23 protein-coding genes are annotated in these 26,682 nt (G+C 63.8%); 6 read left to right on the top strand and 17 right to left on the bottom strand.

The window, feature by feature from the left end:
- Positions 1-7 precede the first annotated feature (7 nt).
- Positions 8-1,645: an FAD-binding protein gene (locus tag AC2EBS_RS00115; RefSeq protein WP_484726355.1), complete on the bottom strand. Its 1,638-nt coding sequence runs from the start codon at positions 1,643-1,645 to the stop codon at positions 8-10.
- Positions 1,646-1,789: 144 nt separating this feature from the next.
- On the opposite strand from AC2EBS_RS00115, the gene AC2EBS_RS00110 reads away from it, so the two are divergent.
- From AC2EBS_RS00110 to AC2EBS_RS00095, 4 genes are all read left to right on the top strand, one after another.
- Complete coding sequence (locus AC2EBS_RS00110) at positions 1,790-2,824, top strand: AraC family transcriptional regulator (RefSeq protein ID WP_484726354.1); 1,035 nt, start codon at positions 1,790-1,792, stop codon at positions 2,822-2,824.
- 255 nt (positions 2,825-3,079) lie between these two features.
- Positions 3,080-4,267, top strand: a complete 1,188-nt coding sequence (locus AC2EBS_RS00105; protein ID WP_484726353.1) for a hypothetical protein — start codon at positions 3,080-3,082, stop codon at positions 4,265-4,267.
- A gap of 191 nt (positions 4,268-4,458) precedes the next feature.
- A complete protein-coding gene (locus AC2EBS_RS00100; protein ID WP_484726352.1) occupies positions 4,459-4,866 on the top strand; it encodes a hypothetical protein in 408 nt (135 codons plus the stop codon).
- A gap of 27 nt (positions 4,867-4,893) precedes the next feature.
- On the top strand, positions 4,894-5,025 hold the full coding sequence (locus tag AC2EBS_RS00095) for a helix-turn-helix domain-containing protein (protein WP_484726351.1): 132 nt from the start codon (positions 4,894-4,896) through the stop codon (positions 5,023-5,025).
- 20 nt (positions 5,026-5,045) lie between these two features.
- Here AC2EBS_RS00095 and AC2EBS_RS00090 read toward each other — a convergent pair whose 3' ends face one another.
- Complete coding sequence (locus AC2EBS_RS00090) at positions 5,046-5,519, bottom strand: excalibur calcium-binding domain-containing protein (protein ID WP_484726350.1); 474 nt, start codon at positions 5,517-5,519, stop codon at positions 5,046-5,048.
- Between the two features lie 609 nt (positions 5,520-6,128).
- Complete coding sequence (locus AC2EBS_RS00085) at positions 6,129-7,373, bottom strand: DUF4062 domain-containing protein (protein ID WP_484726349.1); 1,245 nt, start codon at positions 7,371-7,373, stop codon at positions 6,129-6,131.
- A 390-nt stretch (positions 7,374-7,763) separates the two neighbouring features.
- Here AC2EBS_RS00085 and AC2EBS_RS00080 point away from each other — a divergent pair, with 390 nt between their 5' ends.
- On the top strand, positions 7,764-7,997 hold the full coding sequence (locus tag AC2EBS_RS00080; protein WP_484726348.1) for a DUF3820 family protein: 234 nt from the start codon (positions 7,764-7,766) through the stop codon (positions 7,995-7,997).
- Positions 7,998-8,103: 106 nt separating this feature from the next.
- Here AC2EBS_RS00080 and AC2EBS_RS00075 read toward each other — a convergent pair whose 3' ends face one another.
- The 6 genes from AC2EBS_RS00075 to AC2EBS_RS00050 all read right to left on the bottom strand — a co-directional run bounded on the left by AC2EBS_RS00075 (position 8,104) and on the right by AC2EBS_RS00050 (position 14,883).
- Positions 8,104-9,276 (bottom strand): ABC transporter substrate-binding protein, encoded by a 1,173-nt coding sequence (locus tag AC2EBS_RS00075; RefSeq protein WP_484726347.1) that lies wholly within the window; start codon positions 9,274-9,276, stop codon positions 8,104-8,106.
- Positions 9,277-9,397: 121 nt separating this feature from the next.
- Positions 9,398-11,254, bottom strand: coding sequence for an AMP-dependent synthetase/ligase (locus tag AC2EBS_RS00070; RefSeq protein WP_484726346.1), 1,857 nt, complete (start codon positions 11,252-11,254; stop codon positions 9,398-9,400).
- Positions 11,255-11,261: 7 nt separating this feature from the next.
- Positions 11,262-12,071 (bottom strand): ABC transporter ATP-binding protein, encoded by an 810-nt coding sequence (locus tag AC2EBS_RS00065; RefSeq protein ID WP_484726345.1) that lies wholly within the window; start codon positions 12,069-12,071, stop codon positions 11,262-11,264.
- Entirely contained in the window at positions 12,068-12,898 is an 831-nt protein-coding gene (locus AC2EBS_RS00060; RefSeq protein WP_484726344.1) for an ABC transporter ATP-binding protein, read from the bottom strand. Before AC2EBS_RS00060 ends, AC2EBS_RS00065 begins: the two co-directional genes overlap by 4 nt.
- Positions 12,899-12,910: 12 nt before the next feature.
- Positions 12,911-13,987 carry a branched-chain amino acid ABC transporter permease gene (locus tag AC2EBS_RS00055; protein ID WP_484726343.1) on the bottom strand — a complete coding sequence of 359 codons (1,077 nt, stop codon included), beginning with the start codon at positions 13,985-13,987 and terminating at the stop codon, positions 12,911-12,913.
- Positions 13,988-14,007: 20 nt separating this feature from the next.
- On the bottom strand, positions 14,008-14,883 hold the full coding sequence (locus AC2EBS_RS00050) for a branched-chain amino acid ABC transporter permease (protein ID WP_484726342.1): 876 nt from the start codon (positions 14,881-14,883) through the stop codon (positions 14,008-14,010).
- Positions 14,884-15,424: 541 nt separating this feature from the next.
- Between AC2EBS_RS00050 and AC2EBS_RS00045 the strand changes: the two genes are divergently transcribed.
- Positions 15,425-16,927 carry a tyrosine-type recombinase/integrase gene (locus tag AC2EBS_RS00045; RefSeq protein ID WP_484726341.1) on the top strand — a complete coding sequence of 501 codons (1,503 nt, stop codon included), beginning with the start codon at positions 15,425-15,427 and terminating at the stop codon, positions 16,925-16,927.
- A gap of 792 nt (positions 16,928-17,719) precedes the next feature.
- Here AC2EBS_RS00045 and AC2EBS_RS00040 read toward each other — a convergent pair.
- The 8 genes from AC2EBS_RS00040 to AC2EBS_RS00005 all read right to left on the bottom strand — a co-directional run bounded on the left by AC2EBS_RS00040 (position 17,720) and on the right by AC2EBS_RS00005 (position 26,490).
- Positions 17,720-18,412: a hypothetical protein gene (locus AC2EBS_RS00040; RefSeq protein WP_484726340.1), complete on the bottom strand. Its 693-nt coding sequence runs from the start codon at positions 18,410-18,412 to the stop codon at positions 17,720-17,722.
- 614 nt (positions 18,413-19,026) lie between these two features.
- Positions 19,027-20,124, bottom strand: a complete 1,098-nt coding sequence (locus AC2EBS_RS00035; protein WP_484726339.1) for a hypothetical protein — start codon at positions 20,122-20,124, stop codon at positions 19,027-19,029.
- A 194-nt stretch (positions 20,125-20,318) separates the two neighbouring features.
- Complete coding sequence (locus tag AC2EBS_RS00030) at positions 20,319-20,486, bottom strand: hypothetical protein (RefSeq protein ID WP_484726338.1); 168 nt, start codon at positions 20,484-20,486, stop codon at positions 20,319-20,321.
- Between the two features lie 210 nt (positions 20,487-20,696).
- Positions 20,697-23,813, bottom strand: coding sequence for a type I restriction endonuclease subunit R (locus tag AC2EBS_RS00025; RefSeq protein WP_484726337.1), 3,117 nt, complete (start codon positions 23,811-23,813; stop codon positions 20,697-20,699).
- Between the two features lie 53 nt (positions 23,814-23,866).
- Positions 23,867-24,550 (bottom strand): hypothetical protein, encoded by a 684-nt coding sequence (locus tag AC2EBS_RS00020; RefSeq protein WP_484726336.1) that lies wholly within the window; start codon positions 24,548-24,550, stop codon positions 23,867-23,869.
- Entirely contained in the window at positions 24,537-25,088 is a 552-nt protein-coding gene (locus AC2EBS_RS00015) for a hypothetical protein (RefSeq protein WP_484726335.1), read from the bottom strand. The genes AC2EBS_RS00020 and AC2EBS_RS00015 overlap by 14 nt, the downstream gene beginning before the upstream one ends.
- Before the next feature lie 137 nt (positions 25,089-25,225).
- Complete coding sequence (locus tag AC2EBS_RS00010; RefSeq protein ID WP_484726334.1) at positions 25,226-26,233, bottom strand: GIY-YIG nuclease family protein; 1,008 nt, start codon at positions 26,231-26,233, stop codon at positions 25,226-25,228.
- Positions 26,230-26,490, bottom strand: coding sequence for a hypothetical protein (locus AC2EBS_RS00005; RefSeq protein WP_484726333.1), 261 nt, complete (start codon positions 26,488-26,490; stop codon positions 26,230-26,232). The genes AC2EBS_RS00010 and AC2EBS_RS00005 overlap by 4 nt, the downstream gene beginning before the upstream one ends.
- Between the last annotated feature and the right edge of the window lie 192 nt (positions 26,491-26,682).

The following is a 26,682-nucleotide window of genomic DNA, read 5'->3' as shown; positions in this document are numbered from 1 at the left end:
GCGGGGCTCAGCGGCCCGCGACGATGGACCGCACCGCCGCGCGCGCGGTGAGGATGCAGCCGGGCAGGAAGGTGCCTTCCAGCGAACGCTTGCCGCTGGCCCCGCCGCCGCCGAAGCCGGCGGCCTCGCCCACGCAATAGAGTCCGCTGATCGGCCGCCCCACGCCATCGAGCACACGGCTTTGCAGATCGGTCTGCAGGCCGCCCAGGCTCTTGCGCGTGATCAGCTGCATCTGGATCGCGATGAAGGGCCCGGCGCCCGGCATCTGCAGCGGCGCGGGCTTGCAGGTGCGCAGCTTGTCCGGCCCCCACTGGCGCGCATGCAGGATGCGGCGGATCTGGTCGTCGTTGTGCAGCGCCGCGCCATGGGCGAAGTTGGCGTCGAAGGCATCGGCCGTGGCCTGCAGCACCGCCGGGTCCACATCGTGCGAGGCGGTCAGCGCATTCATCTTCGCGGCCAGGCCGGCCAGCGTGTCGTCCACCAGGAAGTGCGGGCTCTCTGAGGCCATCTGGCGCACCAGGCGGTGGTTGCCCAGCAGCGTCTCCTTCAGGAACAGCGGGAACTGCTTGTCGCGGATGCGCTGGTTGTGCTCAGCGCCGGAGATCGCGAACTCCTTGGCCGCGATGCGCCAGTTCAACAGATGCCAGGTCCAGGGCTTTTTCTGCGCGGCGACGCGCTGGCAGAGCCAGTGCGTGTCGAAGCCGGTGACCAGCGGCTCCGGGCCGATGCGCCGGCCCTTGTGGTCCAGCCACAGCGCCGACTTGCAGGGAATGGTCGAGAGCCCGTGGCCGGGGAAATGCGGAAACGGATGCGGGAAGCCGGCCGCGTAGTTCCACATCTCGCCGGCGTGGGTGATCTGCGCGCCCAGGTGGCGGTCGGCCCAGTGGTGCAGCTGGCCGTCGGCAAAGGGGTGCGCGCCGTTGAGCATGGTCGCCGGCATCGGGCGGTGCCAGGGCCAGTTGGCACGCGTCTGCTCATGACTGCCGTTGATGCCGCCCATGGCCAGCACCACCACCGGCGCGCGCAGGCGCAGCTCGACACCCGTGCGCTCATTCACCGCGATAGCGCCGGCAATCGAACCTCCCGCGTGATCGAGCGCCGTGATGCGGTGCTCGTGCAGCACGGTCAGCCGGCCGCTGCCGCCATCGGCCGCGCGCAGCGCCGCGATCATCTGGCGCGTCAGCTCGCGCGCCGTGCCCCAGACGATGTGATAGCGCGGCACGCTGTTGCCGTCGCCCTGCATGCCGCGCTCCACCCAGTTCACCGCCGGCATGAACTTCAGCCCTTCGGCCAGCAGCCAGTCGTAGACCTCGGCGCGCGAGTGCTCCACGTAGTAACGCGCCCACTGCAGGCGCGGGCTCTGCGGGTCTTCGGCCTCCAGCTCGCCGAAGCGCAGCCAGTCGCGGTAGGCGCGCTCGGGGCTGTCGGGGATCTTCATGCGCGCCTGCAGCGGCGTGCCCACCAGGGCCATGCCGCCGAAGGCCCACAGCGCCAGGCCGCCGAAGCGCTCCGGCGTGTCGCGGTCCACCAGCGTCACGCGCTGGCCGGCGCGCAGCGCCTGCAGCGCGGTGACGATGCCGGCCAAGCCGCCGCCGGCCACGATCAGGTCGGACGGCTGCGTGGGCGTCTGCTGTGGAACAAGCATCGCGATGTCTCCTCTGCCGGGACTGGGCAGCTCTGTGCCTGCTCGCTTCGCCCCGCGGTCTGTGCTTCTGTCTGTCTTGTCTTGCGTGGGTCGGAGATTAGCCGCCTATGATCGCGGCACGATTGACTTTGCAGGACACGCGCATTGACTTTGCAGGCCACCGTCTCGCTGGACTGGGTGAACACCGTGCTGGCTGCGGCCGAGCGCCTGGGGGCGCCGCGCGCGGCCGTGCTGGCCGCCGCCGGCCTGCCCGAAACCATGCTGCTCGACACCACGCAGCGCTGGCACATCGACCAGGTGACCCGGCTGTGGCGCGCCGCGGTGCAGTGCACGCAAGACCCCGGCTTCGGCCTCAAGGCCGGCGCCGGCGTGGGGCCGGGCAGCTTTGCGGTGCTGGGCGATGCGCTGCGCGCCGCGGCCACGCTGCGCGAGGCCATCGCGCTGGTGCAGAAATACCAGCGCCTGATCAGCGACGGCGCGCGGCTGCAGACCATCGCCGGCCTGCAGTCCAGCTGGGTGGTCTATCACCCGCGCCAAGGCACGCTGGCCTTCAGCCCGCATCAGATCGAGGCGGTGCTGGCCGCGGTGGTGAGCTTCTCGCGCGCGGTGACCGGCCGCAAGGGTGCGCGCCTGCGCCCGCTGCAGGTGCAGTTCAACCAGCCGGCGCTGGGCCCGCTGGCCGGCTACCAGAAGGTGTTCCGCTGCCCGGTGGAATTCGACCAGGCCTTCAGCGGCGTGCTGCTCGACAACGCGCTGCTCGACGCCCCCCTGCCCCACGCCGATGCGCGCAAGTCCCGCGCGCACCGCCAGCTGGCCAGTGCGCGCCTGGCCGAGCTGTCCACCCCCGCCGCACTGGCGCAGGAGCTGCGCCGCTGGATCGCCACACAGCTGGGCCAGGGCCAGCTGCCCACGCGAGAGCAGGCAGCATCGGCGTTAGGCATCAGCCCGCGCACGCTGGCGCGGCGCATGGCGGCAGCTGCCGCGAACGAGCCTACGCCGCTGGACTTCAGCACCTTGCTGGACGAGGCGCGGCGCGATGCTGCGCTGGAGGCCGTGGCCCACAGCGATCGCGCGCTGGCCGAGATCGGCCAGAGCCTGGGCTTCGCCGAGCCCAGCACCTTCTGGCGGGCGTTCAGGCGTTGGACGGGGAGGACGCCGGGGGAGTGGCGCCGCCGCTGATGAAGTCTCGTGGAGCCGTCAACGACAAGCACCTCCCGCGCCCGACATCTCCGCCTCCTCAGCGCCAACGATGGTATTCGGCGCTGCGCCGCCTAATGTCCATGGGCGAGCGCTGCTCATCTCTACACGCGTCCTCCTAGGGGCTTCCGAGCAAGCTCGCAATCCACGGCCGAACCCGCGCGTCGACTTTCCCGTCGAGACGCGTCGGCCCCTCTTCGCCTGAAGAAACGTTGATGAAGCTGAAGGAGTACCGAAATGAGTGCTGCACAAACCGCAATGAACACCCTGGCTGCCCAGTGGTACAACGCCGTCACCAAGGGCTGCAAGCTGTCGCCTGACGAGTTCCAGCTGATGCAGGGCGCCATGCCTGTGGGCGCCACGACCGAGAACCTGTGGAACATCTTCGACAGCGTTCCGCCCAAGACCGCCACGACCTTCTACAACCCCTCTCAGATCAGCAGCCTGAGCCAGAACTACGCTGGCGTGATCAGCGCGCTGATCGCCCAGGGTCAATTGCAGTTCCAGCGCGACATGGGCGACTACTACGCCGGCTGGAACACCTACAAGAAGACCATCACGCCGCTGCCTGCCGACAACCTGGGCTGGGCCAAGGCCTTCGCCAGCTGGGCGCAAGCCAATCTGCCGCAGAGCCAGGTGACGAGTTGCATCACCGACTTCAACACCATGCTGCAGGACCCGATCGCGGTGGCGGCCAACCAGCTGCTCAATGTGCAGTTCGCGCCTGCGGCCATGCATCCGGGCGACTACGCCTACACCACCACCATCGAGCAGCTCCAGCTGGCACTGAACAACGCGGTGCCTGCCACGGTGCAGCTCAACAGCAGCACCGACTCCAGCGACGTCAGTCACACCTGGGCGCTGGCCGAGGCATCGGGCATCTTCGACATCTTCGGCCTGGGCGGCGACAGCTCCTACGACTCGCTGACCACCAAGATCACCACGGCCGGCGTCAACATCCAGGCCAAGTTCGCCAAGCTGTGCACGCTGGCGGCGGCGCCGCTCAAGCAGCCCAGCGATGACAACCTGCTCTCGCAGTACGTGCCCTGGTTCAACTCGAGCGCGCTCAGCGAGGGCTATGCCAAACAGGACAACACTGTCTGGAAGGCCGGCGATGCCATCACCTGGCAGAGCACGTTCGGCCCCAGCGGCAACCTGCAGCGCTTTGCCGATGCGCTGATCATCGTGGACGGCATCAGCATCACGATGACATCCAAGGCCGGCCTGTCCACGGCGGACCAGGCCAGTTTCAAGGCCGCTGCCGCGGGCGGCTTCTTCCCCTTCTTCGAGGCCGAGGGCAGCGGCGGCTGGTCGCACGATGTCAGCTTCGACGACCAGGGCAACATCACCGTGACCTCCAACAGCCCGGCAGGCAACCCGCAGATCCTGGGCGTGCTGGTGAGCCCGGTCACCGACCTCTTCTGAGCTGAACTGCCACCAGCCGGTCGCAAGACCCTTGCGCAGGCCCCGGCGGCAGCAAAGGCAGGCAGTGAGTCCGTGATGGGCTCATCCAGGCAGGCCATGCGGCGTCGCGCCGCATGGCGGCCGAGGCTTGAGCCTGCCTGCGCCGCCGCGGTCAGCGCCCCCAAATGGAGAACACCATCATGATTCTTTGCATGACCACCGACGACATGGGCATCGTCAACGAGGCCTATGCCAACTACGACCAGAACGTCTTCGGCATCCCCTACTGCTATCTGCCCAAGCACGACTATGTCGGCCTGCTCGAACAGAACGAGAACCTCTTCGTCTCGGCCCATGGCAACGATGCCGAAATCGGCAACGAGGAGGGCCAGCCGGCCTACACGCCGCAGCAGCTGGCGGCGGTGCTGGCCAGGTATGTGCTGCCGCAGGACTACCGCGGCAGCATCTACATCTCGGCCTGCGGCTCGGCACCGGTGTATGTCAACAACCTGCGCGCGACGCTGGGCGCGGCCTACCGCGGCCGCGTGTTCGGCATGTACGGCGACACCGACTACTCCATCGCCGCGCCTGGGGTGCCGCCGTGGACGGCGGCGAACTGATCGGACAGCCGCAAGCTGCCCGATGAAGTGACACCGGCTGTCCCGCCACCGCCTTCGGCCGAGATCGGCCAGAGCCTGGGCTTCGCCGAGCCCAGCACCTTCTGGCGGGCGTTCAGGCGGTGGACGGGGAGGACGCCGGGGGAGTGGCGGGGGCGTTGAGGCCTGCGTGCCGGCCCGACTTAGCGCCCGCACAACTGGCGCTCACAAGGGATGCCGTCGCCGTCGCCATCCATCTCCACGCCAGGGCAGTTGGCGAGGAAGTATTTCGCTTCGGCGCAGGACTTCATCTGCGAGCAGTAGCGCCGGCCATCGCAGCGGTAGCTGCTGGTGACGGCGGGCGGCGGCGCCGTTGGTGAAGCCATCGCAGGAGCGGGAGCAGGCATTTGTGCAGGAGCGGCTGGCGCAGCGGCGTTGCCAGCCGCAGCGCCAGCAGATGCAGCAGAAGCTGCCGCCGCAGCGCGCCGCTTCTTCTCTGTGGCGTTCAGCTCCGCAAGCGTCGGCTGCTGCCTGCGCACCTCGTCCGACGGGCAAGGGCCCTGCTGATAGCTGACGGTGCCGTTCACGATGCACTTGCTAACCTGGGGCGCCGCGATGCCGGGCATGGCGAATAGCAGGGCGGCAACGGCAGAACAGAATGAGAAGGTTGCGCGCATTGATTGACTATTCGCTCCAATTACCGACCGGCCAACGTGCAAGCTCAGCGGGAGGCGAAGCCGTCCGCTGGAGCGAAGGGTTGAACCGCACCACAATCACCTGGCAGAAGTACATGCCAGTTCCACTCGGACCATGCCAACTCGAAGGCCGGGAGTACCCACATGGGTGTTTGATCTGGCTTTCAATTGTGCGATCGTAGTCTCGCCTTCATATATCGCGCTCCTTCGGACTCCCGCTGACGCAAGGAACCGGGCAATTGCCGATGTGCCCCTGCTGTTTGGCTCGTCCTCAGAGACGGCGACCTCCACAACTGCGACCAAGTCGTCGACGACGGTCGTGCACCGTTGGCGGAGTTCTGCAAGTGCAGCCTTCAGTGGGTCCTGCCAAGTCCGGTCGGGATGGGACGCGTATCCAGCAGGAAGCAAGACGACTTCGAACTCCCTTATCGACGTTGCCGGAGCCGGTACGGCGGTGGCAACGAGGACAAGGGCGAGAAGCGATGCGCGCATTTGCTGTTCAACGTAGAAGTGACCGGCGACCTCAAGGCACGCGTTGGCGTGCCTTGAGGTCGTCCGTGTCGACTGCCAAGTTAGGCAGCAACTTGCTATTCACGCTTGAGTCTTCTTCGTCGATGTCTTCTTCGCCGGCGTCTTCTTTGCCGCGGCCTTCGTGGTCGAGGCCTTCTTGAGTGGGGCCTTCTTAGGTACTGCCCTCTTCAGAGCTGCCGCCTCCAAAGTCGTGGCTTGTTGACTCGCTTCAGTCGCCGCGCTCATAAGGTTGACTACTTCAGAGCCACTCTTTGCCAATCCCATCAAGAAAGCTCTATTCGTAGGTCGTAGTACGTCACCCTTCTCGTGCTCGTGACTGGAATCACCAGCCTCCTCGTCAAAGGGCGCAAGGCCGAGAATTAACCGAGCTTCGTTGAGATCTAGTCTCGCTCGTCTGCTCTGCCGCAAAGTGTCAGCAATAGTTCGCTTCTCATCGGCTCCGGAGGGAGCCAACTTATAGACTGCCTTAACAAACTCTTCTCGGCTCTTGGCTTCACGAACGGCTTCCACGATCGATGCCACAGGAAGATCAAAGCGCTTAGCTACGTACTTGACCCAGTCGTTCGAACTTGCTGCTTCGTCTCTGCGCAATGACAGCAGTCGTTGCTCTTCACTCTCGATCAGTTTAGAAGACTCCGTACGATCAGCCCCGAGCATGACGGCCTCAAGGTACTTCTTTAATGTTTCGTTGGTCGCCTTCAGCTCACCGACTTGAGCGGACAGCCCAGCAAGCTGCTGTTGCTGAGATTGCCTGCGCAACAATTCGCGAAATAGTCCTGCCCATTGATCGCGCAACCAATTTTCGATCTCCTCGAAACGCTCGAAAGTCTGAACAGGGTTGTTGCGAGGCCGTGAAAGTATGTCCTCGATCAGAATGAATACATTGACCGAATCTACATGCGCGTATGAGATGGTCTTCACTTCCTTATTTCGGAGATAGGTCTGGTATTCCGAGTGAACTCCCTTCTCCAGGAGAATGTAAATAGGAATGTCGCGGGCCGCCGCCGACTCATACTCCTTCCGAGTGATGCTGTCGTAGCGTTCGAAAAACTCTTTTGAGACCCGCTTTTTGTCGCTACTTACCTCCGAGCCATAGCGACCACCTACCACCAAAACAAAGATGTCGGAGCTCTCCGCTTCCCTGTAGCAGGATTCATCAAGGGGACGATCGTGCGTATAGGCAATGTCCCCTTTTTCGGATAGTACCGGCTCAAATCCGAGAGAGTCGATGAATAGGTCTAGTGAAGCTCGAATGTGCTTAAGGTCATAGTAGGTTGAGCTAACGAACACCCTTGGTTTTGCCATAACGACTTCCCTCCATCAATTTGTGCTTTCTATCACTCCGCAATGACTGCCTTGCTGCCTAACGTGTTGTAGGGAGACAGGCACTGCGCCCTAACTTCGGACCGTGCTGCTTAACATCGGCCGCTCTAGCGGCGCCAATTCCTTGTCGCAATTGAATTTCCTCCTCGTCAGTGCCGTTTAACTCGACACTATTTTTTCGGGCAAAAGCGGCAGCTTGTTACACATCCAACAGGGGGATCGCTCGGTGGGTTGCTGGCAGGTGCTAGCCTGCTTGGCGGCGAGTATGTCATCAGCCGCGGCGTTAGCGCCAGCGAAGAACCCCTGAAGCCTGCGGCAGGCAGGCCAGCCCGATCGCCAGATCAAGCCGGCCGGCGCGTTACCCTCTCCTCCATGCACCCCGCCGACCTCCAAAAGCTCGTCACCACCCCCATGCCCTTCGGCAAGCATCAGGGTGTGCTGCTGGCCGACCTGCCGGGCAATTACCTGAACTGGTTTGCGCGCGAAGGGTTCCCCAAGGGCGAGATCGGGCGGCTGCTGGCCTTGATGCAGGAGATCGACCACAACGGGCTGCGCGAGCTGCTTGCGCCGCTGCGTGACCCGGCCAGCCGCACGGCGCGGCGCTGAGCTGCGCAGGCAACAGGGCAAGCCAAGAGACCGCAGGAACGAAAAGAAATAGAAAAGCCGCCGGCGCGGATGCGCTCGGCGGCTTGTGCGTGAAGGCGCGGTACGGTCAGTTGTTCACGTAGCCCGACACCACCTTCCACTTGCCGTCCTGGATCTGCGACATGCGCGAGGCGTTGCTGCCCAGGCGCTTTTGCGGGCCGAAGGTGAATTCAGCGCTGCCGAAGATATCCGGCGGCACCTTCAGGCTGTCCATGACCTTGATGAAACTGTCGGTCGTCAGGTTGGCACCGGCCTTGCCCGCGGCGGTGGCGAACACGTCGATGATGCTGTAGCCGTAGACCGAGAACACGGTCGGGTCTTCATTGAACTTAGTCTTGTACTTGGCGGCCCAGAAGCGGATCGGCTGCGAGGCGTCGTCCAGATAGGGGTTCTGCACCGTCATGGTGGCGTACAGGCCGTTCATCGCCGGGCCGCCCAGTTTGTGGATCAGGTCGGTGTAGGCGGCGCTGCTGCCCATGAAGGTGGGGTTGAAGCCCAGCTTGCGCGCGGTGGCGATGGTGCCCACGGTCTCGCGGATGATGGTGCCCAGCACGACGAAGTCGCACTGCGCGGCGGCGAGCTTCTGCATCTGCGAGCCGAACTCGGTGGCGCCGCGCTTGAAGCTGGCTTCCTCGGCCATCTCCATGCCTATGGTCTTCAGGCCCTCCTTGGCGCCGCGCACCACTTCAAGGCCGAACTCGTCGTCCTGGTAGACGGTGCAGACCTTCTTGGCGCCCTTCTCCTTGACCAGCTTGGGCAGGCTGATGCGCATCTGGTCGTAGTAGGTGGCGGCGAAGGAGTACTTGAGCTTGTGGAAGGGCTCGTACATTTCGCGCGCGGCAGTCACGGGCAGGAAGTTCAGCACGTTCTTCTGGAACTGCACCGGCATCGCGGCCATGTTCTGCGCGGTGCCCAGGTGGCCCACCATCGCGAAGATCTTGTCCTGGTTGACCAGCTTCTGCGCGGCGAGCACGGCGTTCTTGGGGTCGTACTTGCTGTCTTCGACCAGCAGCTTGAGCTTGCGGCCGTTGATGCCACCCTGCTCGTTGATCTCGTCCACGCGCAGCATCATGCCGAAGCGGATCTGCTTGCCGAAGCCGGCCAGCGGGCCGGACAGGTCCTGGATGGAGCCCAGAACGATCTCGTTCTTGCTCACGCCCTGCTGTTGCGCCAGCGCGGTGCCGGCCGAGAGCGCCAGCGCGGCGCTGGCGATCAGAGAGGGAAGGTGTCTGGCTTTCATCGGTCTTGTCTCCTTGCTGCTAACGGCTTGTTGGTATGGATAGCCTCGGGGGAAAGGGACGCTGCGGCTTTCTTTCTTGTCTGATCCGTGTCTGCTTGTCTGTCTGTTCGTTTGCTGCCTCTCAGCGGTACATGGCCTCGATCTGCGCGGCGTACTTCTGCTGCACCAGCTTGCGCTTGAGCTTCATCGTCGGCGTGAGCTCTTCGTCCTCGGCGCTGAGCTGGGTGTCCAGCAGCCAGAACTTCTTCACCTGCTCGACGCGCGCGAACTTCTTGTTGACCGCGTCGATCACCTCCTGGATCAGCTGCTGCACCTCGGGAGAGCGCGTCAGGCTGGCGTAGTTGGAGAACGGCACGTCGTGGTCCTGCGCAAACTTCTCGACGTTTTCCTGGTCGATCATGATGATCACGGTGAGGTAGGGCCGCTTGTCGCCGATCACCACCGCATCGGTGATGTAGGGCGAGAACTTCAGCTCGTTCTCGAATTCGCTGGGCGTGATGTTCTTGCCGCCCGCAGTGATGATGATGTCCTTCATGCGGTCGGTGATGCGGAAAAACCCCTCCTCATCCATCACGCCCACATCGCCGGTGTGCAGCCAGCCGTCCGCGCTGATGGTCTCGGCCGTCTTCTCGGGCTGGTTCAGATAGCCCATGAAGACATTGGGGCCGCGCACCTGGATCTCGCCGGTGGCGGGGTCGATGCGCACCTCGTTGAAGTGCGCCGCCGGGCCGATGCTGCCGGGCTTGATGCGCGTGGCCGGCACGCCAGTGGAGGCGCCGCAGGTCTCGGTCATGCCCCAGACTTCCAGCATCGGCACGCCCAGCGACAGATACCAGCGCACCAGGTCGGGCGAGATCGGCGCGGCGCCGGTGACGAGGAAGCGCGCGCGGTGGATGCCGATCAGCTTGCGCACATTGTTCAGCACCAGCAGGCGGGCGGCGTGGAACTGCAGCTTCAGCGCGCCGGGCACCGGCTTGCCCTCCAGCACCAGGTCGGCCACGCGGCGGCCCACGCCTATGGCCCAGGCATAGGCGGCCTGCTGCGAGCGGGTGGCTTCCTTCAGCGCGATCATCACGCCGGAATAGAACTTCTCCCACACGCGCGGCACGGCGGTGAACACGGTGGGCGCGATCTCGCGCACGTTCTCGGGCACGGTCTCGGGGTTCTCGACGAAGTTGAGCTTGGAGCCGGTGTAGAGCGAGAAGTACTCGCCGCCCATGCGCTCGGCGATATGGCACAGCGGCAGGAAGCACATGCATTCGTCCTCGTCGCTGCGCGCGATCAGCGTGTTGAAGCCGCGCGCCGCATAGACCAGGCCCTGGTGCGCATGCATCGCGCCCTTGGGCTTGCCGGTGGTGCCGGAGGTGTAGACGAGGATGGCCAGGTCCTGCGGCTGCACCGCGGCCAGGCGCTGCTGCAGCGCCTGCGGCTGCTGACGCTGGTGTTCGCGGCCCAGCTCGCGCAGCGCATCGAGGCTGATCACCATGGGGTCGTCGAAGTCGCGCAGGCCTTCCATGTCGAAGACGACGATCTTGCGAAGCAGCGGCAGGCGATCGCGCACCTCCAGCACCTTGTCGAGCTGCTCGTCGTCCTCGACGAAGACCACGGTGGAGCGCGAGTCTTCGCAGAGGTAGTGCACCTGCTCGGGCGCGTCGGTCGGGTAGATGCCGTTGGAGACGCCGTTGGCGCTGAGCACCGCCAGGTCGCACAGCACCCATTCGATCTTGGTGTTGGCAAGGATGGACGCAGTCTCGCGCCCCGCGAAGCCCAGCGCCATCAGCCCGTGCGCGATCTCGCGCACCGCTTCGCCCACCTGCGTCCAGCTCCAGCTGCGCCAGATGCCCAGGTGCTTCTGGCGCAGCCAGATGTTCGGGCCGCGGCGCTCGACCGCATTCCAGAACATGGCCGGAATGGTGTCGCCGGGCATCGCGATCTCGGTGCGCGGCTGGATCTTGGAAAGGTCCCAGAGGCAGCTCATGTGGTCATCATCTCCAGGTCTTCTTTTTCTTCCAGCGGCGGTCGGCGCGCACGCCGGCTTCCTTCATGCCGAGGTAGAACTCCTTGATGTCGTCCTTCTCGCGCAGCTTGGCGCAGCTGTCTTCCATCACGATGCGGCCGTTCTCCAGCACATAGCCGTAGTCCGAGGCATTGAGCGCCATATTGGCGTTCTGCTCGACCAGCAGGATGGTGGTGCCGCGCTCGCGGTTGATGCGCACGACGATCTCGAAGATCTCCTTGGTCAGCCTGGGTGAGAGACCCAGGCTGGGCTCGTCCAGCAGGATCAGCTCGGGGTTGGCCATCAGCGCGCGGCTGATCGCCAGCATCTGCTGCTGGCCGCCGGAGAGCAGACCAGCGTCCTGCGCGGCACGTTCGCGCAGGATGGGGAAGTAGTCGAACACCAGCTCCATGTCGCGCGCCACGCCGTCGCGGTCGTGGCGGGTGTAGGCGCCCATCAAGAGGTTGTCGCGCACCGAGAGCAGCGGGAAGACCTCGCGCCCTTCGGGAACATGCATCAGGCCGCGCTGCACGATCAGCGCCGGGTCCTGCGCGGTGATGTCCTCGCCCTTGAACTCGATGCTGCCCTTGCGCGGATCGATGATGCCGCTGATGGTCTTCAGGATCGTGGTCTTGCCGGCGCCGTTGCTGCCCAGCACGGTGGCGATCTCGCCGCGCCGCACCTGTAGGCTGACGCCGCGGATGGCCTTGATCGGGCCGTAGGCGCTCTCGACATTGAGCAGCTTGAGCATCACGCTCGCGTCGCCGCCCGCCGGCGCGCTGGTTGTCAGGGTGGTCATGCGCGGGCCCCCTGCCAGTTCTCGCGGCGAAGGCTGGAGACATCGTCCACCGTGCCCAGGTAGGCCTCGATCACGCCGGGGTGGCTCTGCACCTCGGCCGGCGTGCCGGTGGCCAGCTCGGCACCCATGCTCATGGCCAGCACGCGGTCGGAGACCTTGGAGACCAGGCTCATGTCGTGCTCGACCATCAGCACGGTGATGCCCAGCTCGTTCTTGATGTCGCTGATCCAGAAGGCCATGTCCTCGGTCTCTTCCACGTTCAGGCCCGACGAGGGTTCGTCCAGCAGCAGCAGGCGCGGCTCGGTGCACAGCGCGCGCGCCAGCTCCACCACCTTGCGCACGCCGTAGGGCAGACCCGCCACCATCGATTCGCGGTAGTGCTGCAGGTCGAGGAAGTCGATCACCTGCTCCACCTTCTCGCGCGCGGCGATCTCGGCGGCGCGCGTGCGGCCGGTGAAGAAGATCTCGCTCCACAGCCCGGTCTGCCGGTGGGTGTGGCGGCCGATCAGCAAGTTCTGCAGCACGGTGGCGTGCTCGAAGAGCTCGATGTTCTGGAAGGTGCGCGCGATGCCCAGCCCGGCGATGCGGTGCGGCGGCTGCTCGGTGAGCGTCAACATGCCCTGCGGGCCGGCATAGCTGATCGTGCCGCTGGTGGGCGTGTAGATGCGGCTGATCAGGTTGAAGACGGTCGTCTTGCCCGCGCCGTTGGGGCCGATCAGCGTGAACACCTCGCCGCGGCGCACGTCGAAGCTGACCTTGTTGACCGCCAGCACGCCGCCGAAGCGCACGCTGAGATCCCGGGCCGAGAGAAGGATGTCGTCAGTCATCGTGCTTGCTCGTCACTTCAGGCGGTCGGACTTCTGGAAGGACTTCTGCCGCTTGAACATGCCCTTGCGGTAGAACGGGAACAGCTGGAACCAGGTACGGATCTTCAGCCAGCGCCCGTACAGGCCCATGGGCTCGAAGAGCACGAAGCCGATCAGCACCAGGCCGTAGACCGTACCCTGCAGTCCGGTGGACTGGCCGATCGCCGCCGGCAGCACATCCTTGGCCAGCGCGATCAGCTGCGGCATCACGATCAGGAAGATCGCCCCCAGGAAGGCACCGTGGATGGAGCCCAGCCCGCCGATCACCACCATCAGCAGCAGGTCGATGGACTGCACGATGGAGAACTGGTCCGGCGAGAGGAACTGGATCTTGTGCGCATACAGCGCGCCGCCGATGCCGGCCAGTGCCGCGGAGAGCCCGAACGAGAGCGTCTTGTAACGCGCCAGGTGTATGCCCATGCTCTGCGCCGAGATCTCCGAATCGCGGATGGCCACGAAGGCACGGCCGGTCGGCGAACGCAGCAGGTTCACGATGGCCAGCGTCGCACCGACGCACAGCAGCAGGCACAGGAAGTAGAAGCCCTCGGTGCTGTCTATGGTCCAGCTGCCGATGGACGGCGGGTTCACCATCAGACCGGCATTGCCGCCGGTGACATGCTCCCAGCGGGCCAGGCCTTCCTCGACGATGAAGCCGAAGGCCAGCGTGGCCATGCCCAGGTAGATGCCCTTGACGCGCAGCGCCGGCAGGCCCACCACCATGCCCACTGCCGCCGACAGCAGGCCGGCGCAGGCGATGGACAGCGGGAACGGCCAGCCGGCATTGCCCAGCACCGCCTCGGTATAGGCGCCCACGCCGAGGAAGGCCGCGTGCCCAAGCGAGAACAGGCCGGTGAAGCCCGCCAGCAGCATCAGCCCCAGGCCGACGATGGCGTAGATCAGCACGAAGGTCAGCTGCGCGAGCCAGTACTCGGGCAGGCTCCACGGCGCCACGGCGAGGAAGAGACAGAGCAGGCCGTACCAGAACACATGCCCGCCATGCTTGGCCAGGCGGATGTCCTGCTCGTAATCGGTCTTGAAGATGAATCGCATGGGTTCTGTGCTTTCCCTTCTCAGACCTTCTTGCGCAGTGCTTCGCCGAACAGCCCGTTGGGCTTGAGCACCAGCATCAGCAGCACCACCAGATAGGGCGCGATGTCCTTGAAGCCTTCGGGCAGATAGAAGCCCGACAGCGACTCGACAACGCCGATCACCAGCCCGCCGACGATGGCCCCCGGCAAGCTGCTGAAGCCGCCGACCACCGCGGCCGGGAATGCCTTCAGCCCGATGAAACCCATGTTCGCGTGCACGAAGGTGATCGGCGCGAGCAGCAGTCCGGCGATGCAGGCCACGCCCGCGGCCATGCCCCACACCAGACCATTGAGCCGCTTCACCGGGATGCCCATGTAGTAGGCCGCCAGCTGGTTCTGCGAGGAAGCCTGCATCGCGATGCCCAGCTTGCTGTACTTGAACATCGCGAACAGGCCGGCGCAGAGCACGGCAGTCACACCGATGATCACCAGCTGCTCGGCCGCCACGACCAGCCCGGCAAGATTCAGCACCTGGCCCGCATAGGGCACTGGCAGGCTATGCGTGTCGGTGCCAATGCCCGGGATCATGGTGATCACACCGCGCAGCACATAGCCCACACCGATGGTCAGCATCACGATGGCAAATGCCGGCTGGCCCAGGATGGGCCGGATCACCAGCCGCTCGACGAGCACGCCGAACAGACCCATGCCGGCGACGGCAGCCAGTATCGACACCCAGAATGGCAGGCCCAGCAGCGTCATCGTCAGCAGGCCACCGAAGGCGCCGACCATCATCAGGTCGCCCTGGGCAAAGCTCACCGTCTCGGTGGCCTTGTAGATCAGCACGAAACCCAGGGCGATGAGTCCATAGATACAGCCCTGGGCAACGCCACTGACGAGCAGTTGCAGCACTTGCATGCATGTCTCCGCACATCGGTCGTTGCCGATGCTGTTGTCGTGAAGGCACTGCTGGGACCACAAGTGGCGGAACCATCAGCAGCGCATCCCGCGCGGATGGTATCGGCCTTCACAAGCCCTGCGTGTCGCGCAGGCGCCGCTGCACGACAGGGTTTTCCCAAGGGCGAGACCCCGGATCAGGTGGCACCTGTTGGCGGCATCAAGCCACTGCGGCACCAGAACGCAGGCGTCAGAAAGGAGAAACGGGTTAGCCCCTGGTAGGACTAACCCGTTGATCTTTCTCGCTGTCTATGGTCGGGGTGGCGGGATTCGAACTCGCTACCCCTTGCACCCCATGCAAGTTTTGAGGCATCCAAGACCAAACACAGCCATCCATCCCCGCCAGGACAATTCCTTATAAATCAATGCTTTACGCGAAACTTCTGTCCAGACGCGTCTTTGGCGGTACAGTCCCAGCCAGCAACAAACGGGCACCGAACGGGCACCAGACGGTCACCAGGGTTCAGCCCGCCGATGAAACAAGGATTGCCAAGACCTTTCGATGGGATCGATCACAGACAAGGGCATGCAGGCCAAGCCTGGCGACAAAGACGTTTGGCTGAAGGATGGAGCTGCGCGCGGACAAGGGCAGTTAGTAGGCAGGATCACACCAGCGGGTAGCCGTGTCTTCTACTTCCGCTACACCGGAACGGATGGCGAGCGCGTCCGGCTTCCAATTGGGCCCTATGCCCAGCGAGGCGATGGCGCCTCTACCTTTACCGTGCAGCAGGCACGAGACAAGGCCGCCGAATATCAGGCGCTCTATCGTTCCGGAATCCGTGATGTACGCGCGTATCTGGCACAGTCAAAAGCCGATGCGATTCGCGAGGCAGAAGCCGCCCGCGAGATGGCCGAGAGAGAGCGCCGAGCACAGGCTGAAGCTGAGAGACTTGCGCAGCTAGAGCGCGAGCGAAGACTCACCGTGCGCCAGTTGTTTGCTCGCTGGAAGAACACTGAGCTTCGCCCAACCCTGCTGAGTAACGGTGAGCGCCACGGCAGAAAAGACGGCGGCGCCGCGATCGAGCAGCAGTTCAACAAGCACGTATTCCCGTTGATCGGCGATCGTCTGGCCGACGAGATCCGCCGCGGCGACATCATGGCGGTGTTGGACCATGTAAAGGCAGCTGGCCTGAGCCGCACGACCAACGTCGTCCTCGCCAACTTGCGGCAGATGTTCACGTTCGCCTACATCAGAGAGATGGTCACGGCCGACCCCACGCATGGCATTTCGAAAAAGCGTGACGGCGGGGGCAAAGAGGTGGAGCGTGATCGCTATTTGCAAGATGACGAGATCACCCAGTTGGTACAGATAGCCCCACGAGCAGGCCTGAGCCCCCGGACAGAAACCGCTATCTGGTTGATCCTCTCCATGGCCTGCCGGATAGGTGAGCTGATGGGCGCGGTCTGGGCTGACGCCGAGCAATCCGACGAAACGCTCCAGCCGAACGCTGACCTAGTGAATGCCAAGCTGGGGCGCGTCGATCTACAAGCCAGAATCTGGAAGATCTACGACACCAAGAACCAGCAGGACCATGTGGTGCAGTTGAGCGACTTCGCTGTTGAGCAGTTCGAGCGCCTCGCCGCCCTGCGTGAGATGCAGGAGGACGGCAAACCGACGCCTTGGGTATTCCCAAACAGCCTGGGCAAGGGCCCAGTCTGCACCAAGTCGATCAACAAGCAGCTTCAGGACCGGCAGCGATCGAGTGGCGAGCGCATGTCCGGACGAACCAAGCGCACCGGTGCCCTGCTGCTCCCCGGCGGCAAGTGGACCCCGCACGACCTCCGAAGGACCGCAGCCACGCTGATGAGCAAGGCTGGCATCAGCGACAACGTGATCCACCTGTGCCTGAACCACAAGCCCCAGGACAAGCTCGGCCGCATCTACATCAAGGACGACCGCATGGAGGACCGCCTGCGCGCGTTCCATGCTCTGGGGGAACGCCTGGCTCAGCTGAGTCGCGGTGTCGCGCCTGGCAGCAACGTTGTCCCGCTGCGCGCCGCTTAACTCCGATCGCCATGGCCTAAGGGTGACCTCGCAACAGATCAACCGCTGCCCTGACCCAAGAGCCTTTCGGAACGGTAGGCAACATGTCTGCTGCCGTTCCGCATAGGTTTAAAGGCCGCTTGGCAACTGTCCCGCAACCCTTGCGAAGCCGTTTCAGATGGATCTCATGTGCCGTTGCGGGACCGTTGTAGGTGCCGTTGTAGGGCCGTTGTAGGTGCCGTTGCAGGTATTGAGGAAGTGGTGCGCCACGAGCTCGCGCGCACCGCGGTGACGGGAGGCACGCCACCCATCACGCCACAGCTCAGTCGATGCTCGCCGTGAGGTGGCAATGCGATTGCAGTGCGGTGGCTATGCGGTCGCTATGCGATCGCTGTGCGGTGGCTATGCGGTCGCCATGCGGTGGCTATGCGGTCGCCATGTGGTGGCTATGCTGTCGCCACGCGGTGGCTATGCAGTCGCACTGCGACGGCTCCTGCGAGTTTGCGCACCAAGTTTGGCAATGTCGATAGCCATCTCTGGCTGACGGCTTAGCAGCGATTGCCGCCTGTCGCCGCCACCATGGCGAATGAACGATGACCACCATTAAGCGGTCGCTGCTTCTGGTGACCGCGGGACACGCTAGCGCTAATTCGTTCGGGGCGTTGGCGAGCGGCTCAGGAGAGTAGGCCCCAAGCTTGCAAGTTGCCGGGAATCGGTGGAATGGCCATCACCAACGCGACCCGACTCGCGCCAGTGGCGCCGGCCGAAGTGGCCGGCCGATACGTCGGCACTGATTCGTTGCCAGCCAGAGCCCTACTGCGTCGCCGGCCTGGCTGACTTCAAGCCGGTGGGGCAATCGTCCGTCTTGGGACCATCAACCTTAAGCGTGACAAGGTTACCGGCGGTATCCCAGCAAAACCTCGAAAGCGCGTACAGGACAACCGCCCCATCGGCGATCTTCAGTTCGTACTTGGAACCACCGCCGAAGTCGAATGAAATGGCAAGGGGGCCGCTCCCCGTTCTGCCGGTACCATTCGCGCCAAGGTTGGCGCTCACGGCATCTGCAAGCTTGCTGTCCGCGATGGTGACGATTGACGTAACGATCCGAGTCGCGGGATCGCTAAGCAGAGCGCGCACTTGCGCATCATTCTTGATTGCACCCTCGACTTCGCGAGCGAGCCTCAATGGCTCGCGAATCTGAAGGGTGGTGAGCCTGTACTGCTTAGTTGAGGTGTAGCCGGCCTTCGCTGCAATGTCAGCCAAGTCTTTGACCGAGACCTTTAGCTCCTTGAGCCCCGCCTCGACCGATTGGTCGATTTCCAGGCTTGACGCGTTGAAAACGTCGAATTGCCAAGCAGGCGTCGCCTGCCTTTCGAAGCCGAGTCCACCGTACTGCTTCCAACCAATGGCGCCCAGGATTGCACCGTGGGCACCGTCGCGCCGCAAGGTCTTGTCGAATGGATGCGGATCGACAGTCGGCGCTTTAGTGGCACTGCAGCCTGACATCAATACTGAGACAGTAACAGCGACTGCCGATGGCAACCCAATAGCTTTAACTATTCTCACGACCGGGTCCTCCGATGGCAACGCACCTGGTTGGGATGCCCGGCTCGGCAGGGGCGTTCTCAAACTCTCTTTGGCTCAGCAGGAGCGGAGTTTCCGAGCTTCGACGTCAATCTGATCTCACAGGACCAATCTGAGTCCGGCCCAAATCGCACACCTTGAGACCAACGCGACCGCAAGTGCTATTGCGAGCTTGTCCAGGCTGATCGTTTCAAGACGATTGCCTCATTTGAAGTGTTCCACAGGAGCGTTTGATGCTCCTCCTCCTTTTTGATGAGGCTCGCCTCTCGCTTGTTCGTTTGCCACTTCCTGCCGCACACAGCGGCGAGTCCTGGCAAAAACGGCAATTCGCCCGTCATGGCTGAAAGGCAGCACTCAGCCTAAAACCGCTGAATCCATGAGGCAGCCTCGCAGCGAATGGTGTCCATCGGGCGCTGCGGCTGTACCCAAGCTGTCGAACGAATTCCGGTCATGTGAAACCGTCAGGCCGTTCCCCAGCGAACGAACAGTTCGGACAGAGCCGCTGTCATCCACGACGAGTTGTCGCGGACACCTCGCTACGCCTCCAGGCCAACGTCCAAGCGAAAGACGCTGCCAATGCGCATCGTCGCGGTTCGACCCTGCCCCTCCACGACACTCTTGCCGATACGACTTGTCCACTTCACCGTGCTACCTTGGTCCGCGAGGACCTCCACCGATGGCTTTTGCTCTATTTCCTCCAGTGCCTCCCGGTTCACGCCTTGCCGAATGACAACCCTCCTCACCGACTGACCGTCGACGACTACTTCACGAGGCAGCGCAACAACTGTCTCTCGGCCGCGGAAGTCGCCATTGAAAGAATGGCCCCTAGAGATGACTCCGCGGATCTCTTCGCGAGACCTCCGGTCCCGTTCCTCTGTTACCTTCTTGCGCGCGTATTCAGCCTTTGAGGTGCGAGCCCGCTTGTCCTCGGGCCGCGGTCCGAAGGGCGAGGCCACAGACTCTGCGGTCACCTCAAATCCGGCCATGCGCAGAGCTCGCGCCATCACGCCACGATTGGCAGCATCTTGAGCAAGATTCATTTGCTGTTCACCCAAGACAAACGGCTCCCTGGGCATTGGATCAACGATCTTGAGCACACTTCCGGCGCCGCCTTCAATGTCGATGCTCAAGCCGCAAACCAAGCGTTGCCCAGTGTGGCCTGGGGGAAACTGGATTGAAAGCTTCTGCGCGACCCCCCCCTCAGGCGGAGGCCCCTTCACGCCAAGCTGCTTGAGGCTGTATTCGGAACCGGATTGCGTTCCCTTGCACTCGATGACGTGCCACATCCCAGACACATCCTGCGCCACGAAGTCAGGTGTCTTATTCGGTCCACGCTTAGCCGTACGCGCTTGGGTAGCACCGAGAGAACTAGCGATCCGCTGCATGAAGTAGCGTCCGTCGACGACCTGCGCAAAAGACAGCTTGTCATGCAACCAGAGGATGGGGACGCCCATGCCGAAGTCATCACTGAGGATGGTTTTTTGGTGTGCATCAAGATCCCAAAAGCTTCGCGTGAGACTGAGGTCCGACTGCTTCGCAATTGCGGCCAAGTAGCGAACCCACGCCCAAAACTCGCTCAATGAAACACCAGCCGAAGACGTTGGTGTCGTCAGGTACCCAATCGTCAAGAGCATTGCCGGAATGTTTAGTGCATAAGTACTAGTCCCATTCGTGAAGGTGGCGGGAAACGATGGCTGCGAGCCACTGCTTGGCCACGTACTCGCATCGATGCTGACCTTCAGATTACGTTGCACCTGCGCTCCTCAAGAGTTTTCATAAACTGCATGTTTTTCAGACTTGGCCTGCTGCGCTGCCGCCGTCGGCACTTTCAAGACGAGTTGACCGGATGCGTGTCGGAGCTCGCCAGATCAAATGCTGCGTCGAGCAAGCGTGGCGAGTGTCGTGCCCTGTCATGATCGCCCCCCCTTTGCATCCCTGTCCTGGCCAGCAGGATTCCCCACTGCTTCATCAGCCCCTGCCGGATCTCCTTGAACATGGCAATTCGCCAATCACTCCGTCGACCGCATCAACCAGCGGAGGAGTCTGGCCGAAAGGCCCTGCGGCCCCTGCACTTCAACAGGAGGCCGGTCCCGACTGGCAAAGCAGTAGTGGGTCGGCTCGTCCAGCGCCGCGCCGTTGGCGGGCAGCGACGACACTGGCCTTAGCTCAGCTGCCGTCGGCTCCGGTTGGGAGGTCTTGTCTGTCGTCACAGTTGCGCCCCCCTTGGCATCCCCGCCCTCGCCCGCAGCGCCTCATACAGCTGCGCCGGCCCCAGCAGGATGTCCCTGAGCCCCTCCTGCACCCGCTTGGAAGCCAGGGCCTGGGAACTCATCGCCTGGTGCGCTTCCAGCGCGTCCATGATGGCCTCCATCAAGGCGCTGCCCAGGTCAGGTGATGCTGCGAACTGCTCCTTGCTGTTGCTGGCGGCCTGCTGCATCAGGGTCTCGTTTTCCAGCAGCTTGCCCTTGAGCACGCCGTTCACATAGACCAGCTGGTCGCCGTCGCTCAGCTCGCCCTCGAACAGGCCGTTCACTTTCTCGATGATCTCGTTCAGGTAGGCCTGCTGCTTCTCCTGCACCATGCCACTGCCCAGCGCATCGATCGGCGGCAGCTTGTACTTGCCCTCGGCATCCAGCGCCAGGGCGGGCTTGCCGCGGCTCTTCAGCGTGTGGTGGGTCAGCACCACCTTGGACAGATCCACCTCGGCGCGCTCGCGGCCAAACTCCAGCAAGGGAATCAGGCGCTTGTAGAACAGGAAACGCTTCTCGATGTCGGTGTTGCCGTAGTCGAAGATCTGGCCCAGGAAGGCATAGAGCCGCACGAAGGCGCCCATGTCCACCTTGAACAGCACCAGTGCGTCCAGCACGTCCTTCGCCGCCTTGGCGCCCTTGTCGTCTTCCGCGGCTGTTGCCTGGGCGTGCTCCTGCTGGGCCTGCTTGTAGCGCTTTAGCAGCCGGTCTGCCACCGGGGCAATGGCGGCATCCAGCTGTTTCTGCGTACCGTTAGGATCCAGCTCTACCTTGGCCACGCGATCGACCTCGAAATCGTCGTAGTGGCCGCTGGCATCCAGCTTGGCGCGCAGGTCATAGACCAGGTGCGGATCGGTCGTGGCTTCGAGTTCGGCGGTTTCGTAGTAGGTCTTGAAGGCCTTCAGGATCTCGGCCGGCTCGTTCACGAAGTCGAGGATGTAGGTGGTGTCCTTTCGGGGGTAGGCGCGGTTCAGCCGCGAGAGCGTCTGCACCGCCTGGATGCCACCCAGCATCTTGTCCACATACATGCCGCACAGCAGCGGCTGGTCGAAGCCGGTCTGGAACTTGTTGGCCACCAGCAGCAGGTGGTAATCGGGTTCTGCGAAAGCATCGCGGATGTCCCGCCCCTTCAGGCCCGGGTTCAGCAGCTGGCTCGCCTCAGTCACCGCATCGGGATAGCTCTCCGCGTCCATCACCTCGCCCGAGAAGGCCACCAGCACGCCCAGCGGATAGTTCTGCCGCGCGATGTACTCGCGGATCGCCTTCTGCCAGCGCACCGCCTCTTTGCGACTGCCGACCACCACCATGGCCTTGGCACGGCCCTCCAGCAGCGGCTGCACGTTCTCTCGGTAGTGCTCCACCACGATCTGCACCTTGCTGGCGATGTTGTAGGGGTGCAGCCGCACCCACTGCATGATCCCCTTCATCGCCGCCGAGCGCTCCACCTGTTGCTCGTCGTACTCCTGGCCGTTGTGCGCCAGCTTGAAGGCCAGGTGATAGCTGGTGTAGTTCTTCAGCACGTCGAGGATGAAGCCCTCCTCGATCGCCTGCCGCATCGAATACACGTGGAAGGGCTGCGGCAGTCCATCCGGCCCGGGCCGGCCGAACAGCTCCAGCGTCTTGGCCTTGGGCGTGGCGGTGAAGGCCACATAGGTCAGCCCCTTGCCCTGGGCCGCGCGGGCTTCCATCTGCGCCGCCAGCAGCGCCTCGGTATCCACCTCGCCGCCATCTTGCAGCGCCGCCCACTCCTCGGCCGACAGCAGCTGCTTGAGCTTGGCCGCCGCCTCGCCGGCCTGCGAGCTGTGCGCCTCGTCGGCGATCACCGCAAAGCGCTTGCCCTGCGTGGCCGCCAGCTCCTGCACCGCCTGCAAGGCGAAAGGGAAGGTCTGGATCGTGCAGACGATGATCTTCTTGCCGTCCTTCAGCGCCTGCGACAGCTGTTCGCTCTTGCTGCCTGACTCGTTGGTAATGCTGGCCACCACGCCGGTGGTGCGCTCGAAGTCGAAGATCGCCTCTTGCAGCTGCGCGTCCAGCACCGTGCGGTCGCTGACCACCAGCACGCTGTCGAACAGCTTTTGGTGCTGGGCGTCGTGCAGGTCAGCCAGGAAGTGCGCCGTCCAGGCGATCGAGTTGGTCTTGCCCGACCCGGCCGAGTGCTGGATCAGGTATCGCTGTCCAGGCCCATTGGCCAGGACATCGGCCACCAGGCGCCGTGTGGCGTCGAGCTGGTGGTAGCGCGGGAATATCACCGCCTTGATGCGCTTCTTGTCGTCGCGCTTTGCCACCAGGTAGCGATGCAGGATGTCCAGCCAGCTCTCGCGGGCCCAGACCTCTTCCCACAGGTAGGCCGTGGCAAAGCCTTCGGGGTTCGGCGCATTGCCCGCTGCACCGTTGTTGCCCCGGTTGAAGGGCAGGAACACCGTTTCCGGCCCAGCCAGCTTGGTGCTCATGCGCACCTCGGACTGGCTCACCGCAAAGTGAACCAGCGCGCCACCCGGAAAGCCCAGCACCGGCTCCAGCAGGCCGCCCTTGGGCTGCGGCAGCCGGTCGAAGCGGTACTGATCCACCGCGTCGTGCACGCTCTGCGTGAAGTCGGATTTCAGCTCGGCCGTCGCCACCGGCACGCCGTTCAGGCACAGCAGCAGGTCGATCGCGTCCTTGGGCTTGTTGGGTGAGTGGTGCACCTGGCGCAGCACGCGCAGCCGATTGGCCTCGTAGCGCTGCTGGATGGCCGGGTTCAGGCTCAGGGCCGGCTTGAACTGCGCCAGCTGCAAGGGCTCCTTCAGCCCCAGCATCTCCACGCCACGGCGCAGCACGTCCAGCGTGCCGCGCTCGCCCAGGTTCTTGCGCACCCGCTCGGCCAGCACCGCCCCGAGCTGGGCGCCGTGGGTCTTCAGCAGCCGCTGGTGAGCATCGGGCTGCGTGTGCTCCACCCAGGCCAGCAGGTCGGGCAGGTACAGGCCCTGCGCGGTGTCGAACTGCGCTGCGTCACCCTCGGCATAGAGCCAGCCGTGCTGGCTCAGATGGGTGCAGATCTCGGTCTCGAAATGGACCTCTTTGTGTAGAGATGGCACGCGAACTCCCTGTTCTTGTTTATCGGCAAGCGCCCCGTCGCTGGTTCATGGATTCATGGGCTCATGGCTCTCAACCGCTCCAGCACCAGGCCCGCGCGCTCCGGCTCAGCCACCAGGCCGGGCAGCACATTGGCGAAGTCCGGGTTCGCCAGCAGTCGCGCAAAGGCGGCACCCACCGCCTGCCGCAATTCGGCCGGTGCTGCGGCCATTTCCTGGACCAGCTCTTCGCGGCCATCCACGATGTTCAGCACGTCTTCGAGATCGTGGCTGCTCATGAAATCACCGCCACCGCGGCTAGCGAAGGCCTCCAGCTTGGTCGCGACAAACGCCACGGCACTGACCAGCCGTATCGTGACGCCCTCTCCCAGATCGACCGGCTCGGCCGTCTGCACCGCATACGCATACCAGCGGTTGGTAAAGCCCAACACCTCGGGCTGCACCGGCATCAGGTCAAACACCACGCCCGAGGCCTTGTGCACCCAGCGGCAGATCACCTCGCTGCTGGCATCGCGCACGAAGCCGCGCTCGGCCACCTGCTCCTCGATGCGGTGGAACATCGCCCGACTGGCATTCACCACCGCGTCCACATCACGCGTGGCGCGCACGCTGTCGGCCAAGGGGTCGGTCACCAGCAGGCCGGCCACAGCGCCGCCGACGAACACCACCTGCTCGCGCAGCTCGCCCAGCGCCGCGGCAATGCGGCGCAGGTCGGGCAGATTGGGGTCATTGGCCCGCATGGCTGCTGTCCCCCGCGTAGAAACGCATCAGCTCGTCCGTCATCAGCTTGGCAGCCAGGCTGCGCTCGCGCGCACGCCCAGTGCGCAAGGCATCGAGCAGGGCCAGCAGTCGATGCAGCGCCGGATCGGCCAGCGCCGCCTGCGGCGCGGTGCGGTACAGGGGCGAGAGCGTCGGCCCCTTGGCTGCCCCGGTGGGGTGGGCCCAGACCGGTGCCTCACCGGGCGCTGCTGCCAACAGACTGGCCAGCGGCTCGGCCCCAAAAGCCGTGGGCACGCCCCGCTTGACCGGTCCGGCCGTGGCCGGCCAGACATAGCGCACGCCGTGCAGAACGAACTCCAGCAGGTTTGGCCGCACCGGCGACCACTCGCCGCGCGCAGGCGCCACCGCCAAACCCGCCGCCACAGCCCGCTTCACGCAGGCGTGCGCCTCCGAGGCGCTCATGGTCAGCGCCTCACCCAGCGCGGCATAGGTCCAGCGCTGCGGCGGATGCGCCGCCACCTTCAGCAGTACCAGCAGGTCTTGGGGTTTGAGTTCCATCACTCACTCATATTCGCTGTTCGCGAATTGCGAATATCGCTGACGGTAGAAAGTTTGGCAAGCCGATTGCCGGCATGTTTTCCTTGGATCCCGCTCAAGTTAAAGAAAGCCGATTTCCTTTAACTTGCGAGCCAGCCTTACTCGCCGACGATGGGCAACTCACCGAGTTGCTGAACCATCGAGGCCTCCACCTGCTGACTCTGCCACTCCGCATAGCTCATGTTGCTACCTGCGACTCGCCAGGATTTGCGGCCGTTGTCCGATCGAGCCAGCAACACGGCAGATGCCGCGCTCGGGCTGTTGAATGCATACGGCGCAGTGAACCGCAACATGCCGGGAGGTGCACCTTCCGCACTCAATACGCCTTGCGACATCAGCTGCGCATGCAGCTTTTGGTAGCCGAACCCTAGCTGGGATTCACTCCAGTCGGCCCGAGCCACCGCGCCAGCCTGCACCACGAACTCGCCATCCAACTCGACTGCTTCAGCTCGTACTCCAGCCTTTGGGGAAGACAGTTCAAATCGCACCGGCCCGGGAGGAGCAAAACTTGTCAAAGGCTTCGTGCTGGCCACGCCTGATGTGCCTGACACGAGGGCGCCCGCCGTTTCTCGCAATAGATCCACCCCCAGCATCGGCAACAGCAGGCGCAATTGCTCGATGAAATAGAGCATGTCGGCCTGGTCCGCTTCGGGCAACAGGCCGTATTCGTTGATCGTGCCTTTGGTGTTGTCCAGCGCCATGCGCTTGGCCGTTAGCGCCAGTGTGATCAATCGACTCTCCACGAAGCGAAGGTGCCCCTTGGTCAGGTTGGCGTCCTTGCTCGTGATCAGCACCACACGATCCCAGAAGTCCTTGCCGCGCTGCTCCTCGGGGCGAGCATGCTGGGCCAGCCTTTCGTCCAATGACTCGCTCTCACCGATATAAGCGAGCGGCTCGCCAGTCTCTGCATGTTGGCCCAGCAGCAGGTAGAGCCCTGGGCGACGGCTCTCGGAGCGCTTGAGCACATCGGCCAAGCGCGAGCGCGGACCGGCAAGCACATGTCCCGTCCAGTTGGGGATCTCTGCCGTGAGCAAGCCGCCAGGTGTTCCATCGACCAGGAACAGACGAATGGACTTGCCGGGGACGTTGGAAAGAGTGGCGCTCATGCGGGCATAACCTCTGAGGCTGGAGGGCGTGGGGCTACAAAGCCACGCACATCAATCTGGCCAGTGACGGAGGCGGCGATGAGGGCGGAGCGTCGCTCCTTGAGCAACGCAATTGCCTTGCCAGCCTCAGCACTCAGCTCATCTACTTTCGAGCTCTCCGCATCAAGGAATGTGACGATTTCAGCTTGTTCGTCCGGGAACGGTACTGGGGACAGCCAAGAAGCAATGTGCCCTTGAGAGATCTTGGCCATCGTCATGCTCGACCCTCTTGCATCGGCCGCAATTTGCGATCGGCCGAAGTCACTCCTAAGCACGTAGCTTAGGAACTGTGGATTGCATTCCGCGCTCAACTTGAATCGCCCCGGGTTCAGTAGACACCTTCGAGCCTCAAACTGAGGCCCAATCGGAGGTGCCATGCAGAGCAAGCAACCCTACCCAGAAGAATTCAA

The organism is Roseateles sp. T103, assembly GCF_057219915.1.
Note: the sequence above shows the minus strand (reverse complement) of the source record. Positions and strands in the feature narration are given on the sequence as shown.